This window comes from Microcoleus sp. LAD1_D3 (genome assembly GCF_036702135.1).
Classification (GTDB): domain Bacteria; phylum Cyanobacteriota; class Cyanobacteriia; order Cyanobacteriales; family Microcoleaceae; genus Microcoleus.
In genome coordinates this window covers 121314-128010 of the sequence record NZ_JAUBSB010000015.1, presented here as the reverse complement: position 1 = coordinate 128010, position 6697 = coordinate 121314, and the positions used below count along the sequence as shown (strand labels likewise).

The 6697-nt window shown below is 47.6% G+C and carries 8 protein-coding genes; 2 read left to right on the top strand and 6 right to left on the bottom strand.

Annotation, left to right across the window (positions count from 1 at the left end):
* The first annotated feature begins 97 nt into the window (after positions 1-97).
* Positions 98-283 (top strand): hypothetical protein, encoded by a 186-nt coding sequence (locus QUA74_RS11870; RefSeq protein WP_333328563.1) that lies wholly within the window; start codon positions 98-100, stop codon positions 281-283.
* 706 nt (positions 284-989) lie between these two features.
* Positions 990-1949, top strand: a complete 960-nt coding sequence (locus QUA74_RS11865) for an SH3 domain-containing protein (protein WP_333328561.1) — start codon at positions 990-992, stop codon at positions 1947-1949.
* 259 nt (positions 1950-2208) lie between these two features.
* On the opposite strand, the gene QUA74_RS11860 is transcribed toward QUA74_RS11865, so the two are convergent.
* The 6 genes from QUA74_RS11860 to groL all read right to left on the bottom strand — a co-directional run bounded on the left by QUA74_RS11860 (position 2209) and on the right by groL (position 6646).
* Positions 2209-2562: a hypothetical protein gene (locus tag QUA74_RS11860; RefSeq protein WP_333328558.1), complete on the bottom strand. Its 354-nt coding sequence runs from the start codon at positions 2560-2562 to the stop codon at positions 2209-2211.
* Positions 2563-2633: 71 nt separating this feature from the next.
* Complete coding sequence (locus QUA74_RS11855; RefSeq protein WP_333328555.1) at positions 2634-3296, bottom strand: glutathione S-transferase family protein; 663 nt, start codon at positions 3294-3296, stop codon at positions 2634-2636.
* Between the two features lie 185 nt (positions 3297-3481).
* Positions 3482-3856, bottom strand: a complete 375-nt coding sequence (locus QUA74_RS11850; RefSeq protein WP_333328553.1) for a hypothetical protein — start codon at positions 3854-3856, stop codon at positions 3482-3484.
* 41 nt (positions 3857-3897) lie between these two features.
* On the bottom strand, positions 3898-4158 hold the full coding sequence (locus tag QUA74_RS11845; protein WP_333328550.1) for a hypothetical protein: 261 nt from the start codon (positions 4156-4158) through the stop codon (positions 3898-3900).
* Positions 4159-4304: 146 nt separating this feature from the next.
* Positions 4305-4643: a flavoredoxin gene (locus tag QUA74_RS11840; protein ID WP_333328547.1), complete on the bottom strand. Its 339-nt coding sequence runs from the start codon at positions 4641-4643 to the stop codon at positions 4305-4307.
* A 362-nt stretch (positions 4644-5005) separates the two neighbouring features.
* Positions 5006-6646: a chaperonin GroEL gene (gene groL / locus QUA74_RS11835; protein WP_333328544.1), complete on the bottom strand. Its 1641-nt coding sequence runs from the start codon at positions 6644-6646 to the stop codon at positions 5006-5008.
* Positions 6647-6697 lie beyond the last annotated feature (51 nt).

Sequence of the window (6697 nt, the reverse complement as noted above, 5' to 3'; positions counted from 1 at the left end):
TATCCTCGAATGCAGGAACCTCGCTCTGTCTTGAAAGCTAAACTGCGGGCGTGATTAAGCCTTTTTCAGTGCCATTGGACTATAATCCTTAATGGAAATGTCTCCACAGGAACAAAACTGTTTGGAAACAGCTACAGTAACTGTCGCTGATCGCGCGGTGGCTTTAGCCACAAAAAGACAACTGTGCCTCAAGCAGATAAGTTTCCGTTTTGGAAGATTTTATCAAATTGACGCTAGCCATCGTGTCAATGCGAGCGATTTGCGCTGTTTGCCACAATTTTAATAGGACTTAAGGACGTACTACGATTTTCTCTCCCAAGACAAAGCATTGAAGCAATGTTTCGGCTACGCTCAACACAAGTCTCAAGCCCTTGATTTAACGCCCTTGAGTGCCTAAGTCCTGTTTAAGTTAAGGTACGATCGACAGTGGAGTGATGTGAGCGAGCTCGAAGAACTGTATCCGGCTTCCGACACCCCACTACGACGAAGGGGTCGATCGCACCAATCGCCTGTCACGCAGCATCTTGGAGCATGGAGACCACCATCTCGCTCTCGAAGCTGCCAAGAATTCACCGGAAATGCAGCAAAATATTATTCAACTGCAACCACTTGCAGCTAAAGGGTTTAACCAACACCTGACAAGATATTGACGGACAAGAAAGGACTTGCATTTCTAGTAAACTCTCACCCATTTAAACAGTTAACAGTTAACTTTTGACTGTTGACTTTCCCACTCCACGAGCTCTCCCCGCTTTCCCCCTCTCGTCTTCTCCCCCTCCCCCGCTCTGCCATAACGAACAATTTATTGGCGTAGCAGCTTAATTTGTCTGGGCTTAACTCTCAGCAAAAATTAAATTTTATATATAAAACTTGACGTACAGCCATAAAAAATGTTATATGAGCTTTTTCCTGGAAGACAAATCGATTTTTTTGCTATATTGACCTGCAATAAAGATAATAGTTTTGATCAGATGAGGAGTTGAACGGAAATGAAAAACTTGAGTTACTGGAACAAACCCGCTGCATTGCTGGGCGCGATCGCGATCGCAGCCGGAAGTGTGCAAGCAAATGCGATCGGCGTTGCCGCCCCATCAACATCCACTGCCAGTCAGGATGCTGAAAATAGTTCATTTGAAGATAGCGCCACCTTTCAAATAGCCCAAGCTGGCAACATTTGTCGCAAAGTCACTCCCAAAGAAGGTTTGACCGTTCGCCAGAACCCAGACCCCAAATCCCCTAGAGTTGGCGGTGTACCAATTAACACTCAGGTAACGGTGTCCCAAGGCGCTACTTCTGTTAAAGCTTCCGACGGCCGCCTCTGGATTCCAATTACCGCTCCCGTAAAAGGGTATGTAGCTACCGGATACCCCAACAACGAGGCTAATTTAGGTTCGTGCACAATTAGTCAAACTCCTTCCCCAAGTCCGGCACCAGCACCTACGCCAGCGCCTGCACCAGCACCAGCACCAGCACCAGCGCCAGCACCAGCACCAGCGCCAGCACCAGCACCAGCAGCTACGCCAGCACCAGCAGCTACGCCAGCACCAGCACCAGCACCAGCACCAGCAGCTACGCCAGCACCAGCAGCTACGCCAGCACCAGCACCAGCACCAGCACCTGCGCCAGCGCCAGCACCTGCGCCAGCACCAGCACCAGCGCCAGCGCCAGCACCAGAGCCAGCGCCCGCACCAGCACCAGCACCAGCAACGGGCCCAGTAAGTCTGTGCCGCCAAGTAGAACCTCGCGTAGCGCCGAGGGGTCTAGCTATCCGCACCGAGCCTTCCAAGACTTCTGCGGTTAAAGGTGGTGTACCGGCTAACGGTCAAGTAGCGCTTGTGCCGAATTTCCAGTTAGTGAAAGATAAGAATGGAGAAGACCGCAATTGGGTTGAGATTTCAGCCCCTGTGGCCGGATTCATCTCGGCGGGAAATTTGATCATGTGCAAGTAAACTTGTGAGTTCGATCGCTCTTTTTGACTAAAAGAGCGATCAACACCAAAAATAGTTTTAAGATTGTCGCGCAGCCAGGGAACAACGCCGATCCCAGACTGCTTCTGGGACTTACGAATCAATAACTTATTTCTATCGGGAAGCAGCGGTAGCGAATCTTTCTGTGCCTCTGTTTTTCGTGAGTGGCGTCAAGTCCTAGGTTGGTTCCTCGCAAGGCACGCGGGATGAATAAATTTAAGCAAAAAGCCGATCGACCTTTCTACTGACAGCGGCCACTTGCCCAATTTTGGTGTCCGCGATTTGGTTGACACTTCGATTGTCGGCCAATCCAGACAATTTCCCACTTATTTTGCCGGAGTCTGAGTTCGATGCGGTGTCGCATTGCAGCAACAGAATCGTCAGCTAAACCGACGACGGTTTGGACAATTACGGCTGTTTCTCGCGTGGGATATTCAACCGAAGTTTGGTCGCTTTTTCTGCCTTCAGATTCTTGGTCACTGCTAAAGAGTTTTGCTGCGATATCTTTGGGATTGGAGACGGTAATTTTGCGATCGGTAAGGAACTGTTTAGCGTTAATTGCTTCGTAGTTCGAGCGGGCGGCGGGCTGCCCCATTGCTGCGATGGGAATTTGGATGCAGGTGAAAACAGCTAGGAAAAAGAGCGATCGCTTGAGAGTTGATTAGTTCATGAGACTTCAGTTTGTGCGAGAAATTTTTGTCTCCGAGATGCGAAAGTCGCCAAATCTGCCTCGGTGAATTGAGTTTGCTGCCATGAGGGGCGGGCAAGCAGGCGATCGCACCAAGCTTGAATTTTAGGATAGCCGTCTAGGGACACACCAACCCAAGATAGCAAGGGCACGACGGTGCCGGCAACGCACTCGGCAAACGTCACACTGTTGCTAGCGAAAAAAGGGCGATCGTCCAACAAACCTTCAAAAAATGCCAGCACAGTATTGACTTTTTCCTTCGCCTTTTTTATTGCTTGAGGTTCAGGATTTCCCCAGCCCATTTTTTCGCTGATGAGGGGGGAAAGGGCCGGCCCAAGTTCGTTAATCGTGACCAATTCTACCATTTTCACAACTGCCAAATCTTGCGGTTCTTTCGGGAGCATTGCCGGTTCGGGATACTTCGTTTCTAGATAGTCAAGAATTGCCAGAGACTCGAAGACGGTGAAGCCATCATCGACCAAAACAGGGATGCGGTGAAAAGGATTCATTGCCACAAATTCAGGCTGCAAGTGATCGCCGTCCAAGTGGATTTCTATTAATTCAAAATCGAGGTTTTTTTCTAAAAGGGCGACCCACACGCGGCGGGAGTTGGTGGAAATGGGAGTATGGTAAAGTTTCATGGCTGGTGGGGGTGGTTGTTGGAACGTCTTAAAAACTAAATAAAAATTCCCTTAATTCCTTAATATCTCCCGAATTTCGCTGCTGCTAATTGTGATGGTGGCTGACATTTGCCTGACCTCTGCTCACTTTACGATTAATCAGTATATCATCCCCACCAACTTCTAAAGCTCCTTTAATTGGCTAATTATTGGCTAATAGTGACTTCCTGACGCACAGACGAGGTAATCGCCTCTACTAGAAATAATCGCTCACTAAGTGACAACTTCTGGGTTAACTCAACTAATTCTTGAAACGATATTTTTTTGGATGTTTCTGAAAGTTTATCATTTTGAGCTGGCGAAGAAACCTCACCATAATTTAAAGTTTTGACAGAAGTATTCTGCTCTAAAGTTGTCGTCATGTCTGCGTGGAGAAGCTCTAAAAATTTAATATCGTTCCCTAGATCTGCAGCCTCATCCTCATCTACATCTTCAATTACTTGCAAACGTTCTTGATAGGCATTGATTTGATGTTCAATGGCTTCTATAATAAACCTTAAATCTTTAAATGATAGATTCATATTATTTCCATTCCCAAGGACGAATATTTAGCAATCCCTAACTAGACGGTTGGTTTAAAAAGCATATCCTCTACTTCTCTAATTTGCTCCCAATCAATTACTGCAACCCAAAGACTTTCCTCTTCAGAATATTGCACCACGCCATCCACTTCTAATTCTTCGCTATAGAGGGTGAGCAATTGACCATTTTGCAATTTAATATTTTCGCGACTTAAATCTTCAATTGTACCAACACAATTCAGACGAAGGCGACTCTGTTCATCAGCATTATGAAAGTCGGCAAAGATTCTGGGAGAACTCATATTTATTACAATTAAGATTTTTTATGATGGGGAAATTTACGCAACTGACTCCTTTAGATGAGCTTGTAGGGTGCGTCAGACGAAGTGATGGATTAATATAACCAGGGTTTTAGCGTCTGACGCGCCCTAATCTATGTGCCAGTTGCCTAAGTCCTAGATAGGTTAGGAATCGTTGGTGTCAGCAGAAGACTTGCTTTTTCTGGTGTTAAGCCAGTGAGAGTGGCATGATTTAAACTTCTGCCAGAAGTACGGATGACATCTCCACCTTCCGAACGAACTTTCGCCACTGTGGTAACACCAACTTGTCCATGACGGATTGCTAATGCTAATTCTGCTACAGACAATTCTACTGCACATTCTACAGAAATTCCTGTGATGCCGCTGGGGTGGGTTCTTATGGCACGTTGAATATTTTCTGGATGATTACGACCACCACGAACTACTAAGGCTTCGTTGGCAATTATCTCCACAGGTATTTTAGCCATTTTTGACTTCCTCATTATTTTTAATATATCTGGACGATTGTGACTTCCGACCGGAGCAGTTTGAAAATTGTTTTCCCAGCGGGAAAGGCAAGCCAAACTTAGCGAAAAGATATCGCAATAAAGCCGTAAAAACCCAAAAAGCCGAGGCGGTGATCCGCCCCGGCGTAGGGATACAGTATTTTATTTAATTATTGCTTTGGTTCGATCTTAAAACTTCTGTTTGAAGATGTCAAGAGTTTCCTGGGTTCTCAATATGTGGAATTATTGAGGAGCGGAATGATGAGAAACTATCACGTTCCGTTCTGTAACAATTATCAATATAACAGGGCAGGCCCAAAAGCCCGCCCCATCAAACGATCGACTTAGTAATCGAAGTCGCCGCCGCCCATGCCGCCGCCAGCGCCAGCAGCAGCGCCATCCTTCGGTTCAGGCTTGTCAACGACGATGCACTCGGTTGTCAGCACCATACCAGCAATAGATGCGGCATTTTGCAGAGCAGAACGAGTCACCTTCGCAGGGTCAACGATACCAGCTTCAAACATATCGACAAACTCATTTGTCGCTGCGTTGAAACCAACGTTAAATGGCTTTTCTTTGACGCGCTCAGCAATCACAGCACCATTCAAACCAGCATTTTCAGCAATCCGCTTCAGAGGAGCAGCCAGAGCCCGTGCCACAATCAATGCACCGGTCAATTCTTCGCCCTTCAGGCTGCTGTTAGCCCACTCTTCCAATTGAGGAGTCAGGTGAGCCAAAGTTGTACCGCCACCGGGGACAATTCCTTCTTCTACTGCAGCTTTGGTAGCGTTGATCGCATCTTCCAAACGCAGTTTGCGATCCTTCATTTCTGTTTCGGTAGCCGCGCCGACTTTGATCACTGCGACGCCGCCAGCCAATTTGGCCAAACGTTCTTGCAGCTTTTCTTTGTCGTAGGAAGACTCGGTTTCGTCCATTTGACGGCGAATTTGTTCGCAGCGGGACTTAACGGCGGCTTCGTTACCTTCGGCAACAATTGTGGTGCTGTCCTTGGTGATGGTGATGCGGCGAGCTTTGCCGATCATGTCGAGCTTGGTATTTTCCAGTTTCAAACCGGCGTCTTCGGTGATTAGTTGACCGCCGGTCAATACGGCGATATCTTCTAACATGGCTTTGCGTCGATCGCCAAAACCCGGTGCTTTAACAGCAGTCACGTTCAACACACCGCGCAGTTTGTTAACAACGAGGGTAGCTAAAGCTTCTTTCTCAATGTCTTCTGCAATGATCAACAGCGGGCGGCCGGAACGAGCTACTTGTTCGAGCACAGGTACTAAATCTTGTACCAGAGCGATTTTCTTGTCTGTCAGCAAGATGAAGGGTTCTTCTAGAATCGCTTCCATCCGCTCAGTGTCGGTGACGAAGTAGGGAGAAATGTAGCCTTTGTCGAAGCGCATCCCTTCGGTGATTTCCAATTCGGTGGTCATAGACTTCCCTTCTTCCAGGGAAATCACGCCTTCTTTGCCCACCTTGTCCATTGCGTTAGCAATCATTTGGCCGACTTCATCGTCGTTACCAGCAGAGATGGAGCCGACTTGAGCGATGGATTTGGAATCTTCTACTTGTTTGGCGTGTTCGGCAATTTTTTCCACCAAAAACGTGGTTGCTTTGTCAACACCGCGCTTGAGGGCGATCGCATTTGCGCCGGCTGCTACGTTACGCAGACCTTCTTTGACCATGGCGTGAGCCAAAACGGTAGCTGTTGTGGTGCCGTCGCCTGCTGCGTCGTTGGTTTTGGAAGCTGCTTGACGGATCAAGGCAACGCCTGTATTTTCTACATGGTCTTCTAGTTCGATTTCTTTGGCGATGGTAACACCGTCATTGACGATCTGAGGAGCTCCGAATTTCTTTTCGAGAACCACGTTACGGCCTTTGGGGCCGAGGGTTACGGCCACTGCTTCGGCCAAAATGTCCATACCGCGTTCGAGGGCGCGACGTGCATTTTCGTTGTAGATGATACGCTTAGCCATAGTTTTTGGGGATGAGAGGGTTTGAGATTTTGGATTGGGGATGATGGATTT

What these genes read in the sequence shown, in the direction of transcription:
- QUA74_RS11870 (WP_333328563.1), top strand. Translation starts at nt 98, where the DNA reads ATGTCTCCACAGGAACAAAACTGTTTGGAAACAGCTACAGTAACTGTC.
- QUA74_RS11865 (WP_333328561.1), top strand. Translation starts at nt 990, where the DNA reads ATGAAAAACTTGAGTTACTGGAACAAACCCGCTGCATTGCTGGGCGCG.
- QUA74_RS11860 (WP_333328558.1), bottom strand. Translation starts at nt 2,562, where the DNA reads ATGGGGCAGCCCGCCGCCCGCTCGAACTACGAAGCAATTAACGCTAAA.
- QUA74_RS11855 (WP_333328555.1), bottom strand. Translation starts at nt 3,296, where the DNA reads ATGAAACTTTACCATACTCCCATTTCCACCAACTCCCGCCGCGTGTGG.
- QUA74_RS11850 (WP_333328553.1), bottom strand. Translation starts at nt 3,856, where the DNA reads ATGAATCTATCATTTAAAGATTTAAGGTTTATTATAGAAGCCATTGAA.
- QUA74_RS11845 (WP_333328550.1), bottom strand. Translation starts at nt 4,158, where the DNA reads ATGAGTTCTCCCAGAATCTTTGCCGACTTTCATAATGCTGATGAACAG.
- QUA74_RS11840 (WP_333328547.1), bottom strand. Translation starts at nt 4,643, where the DNA reads ATGGCTAAAATACCTGTGGAGATAATTGCCAACGAAGCCTTAGTAGTT.
- groL (WP_333328544.1), bottom strand. Translation starts at nt 6,646, where the DNA reads ATGGCTAAGCGTATCATCTACAACGAAAATGCACGTCGCGCCCTCGAA.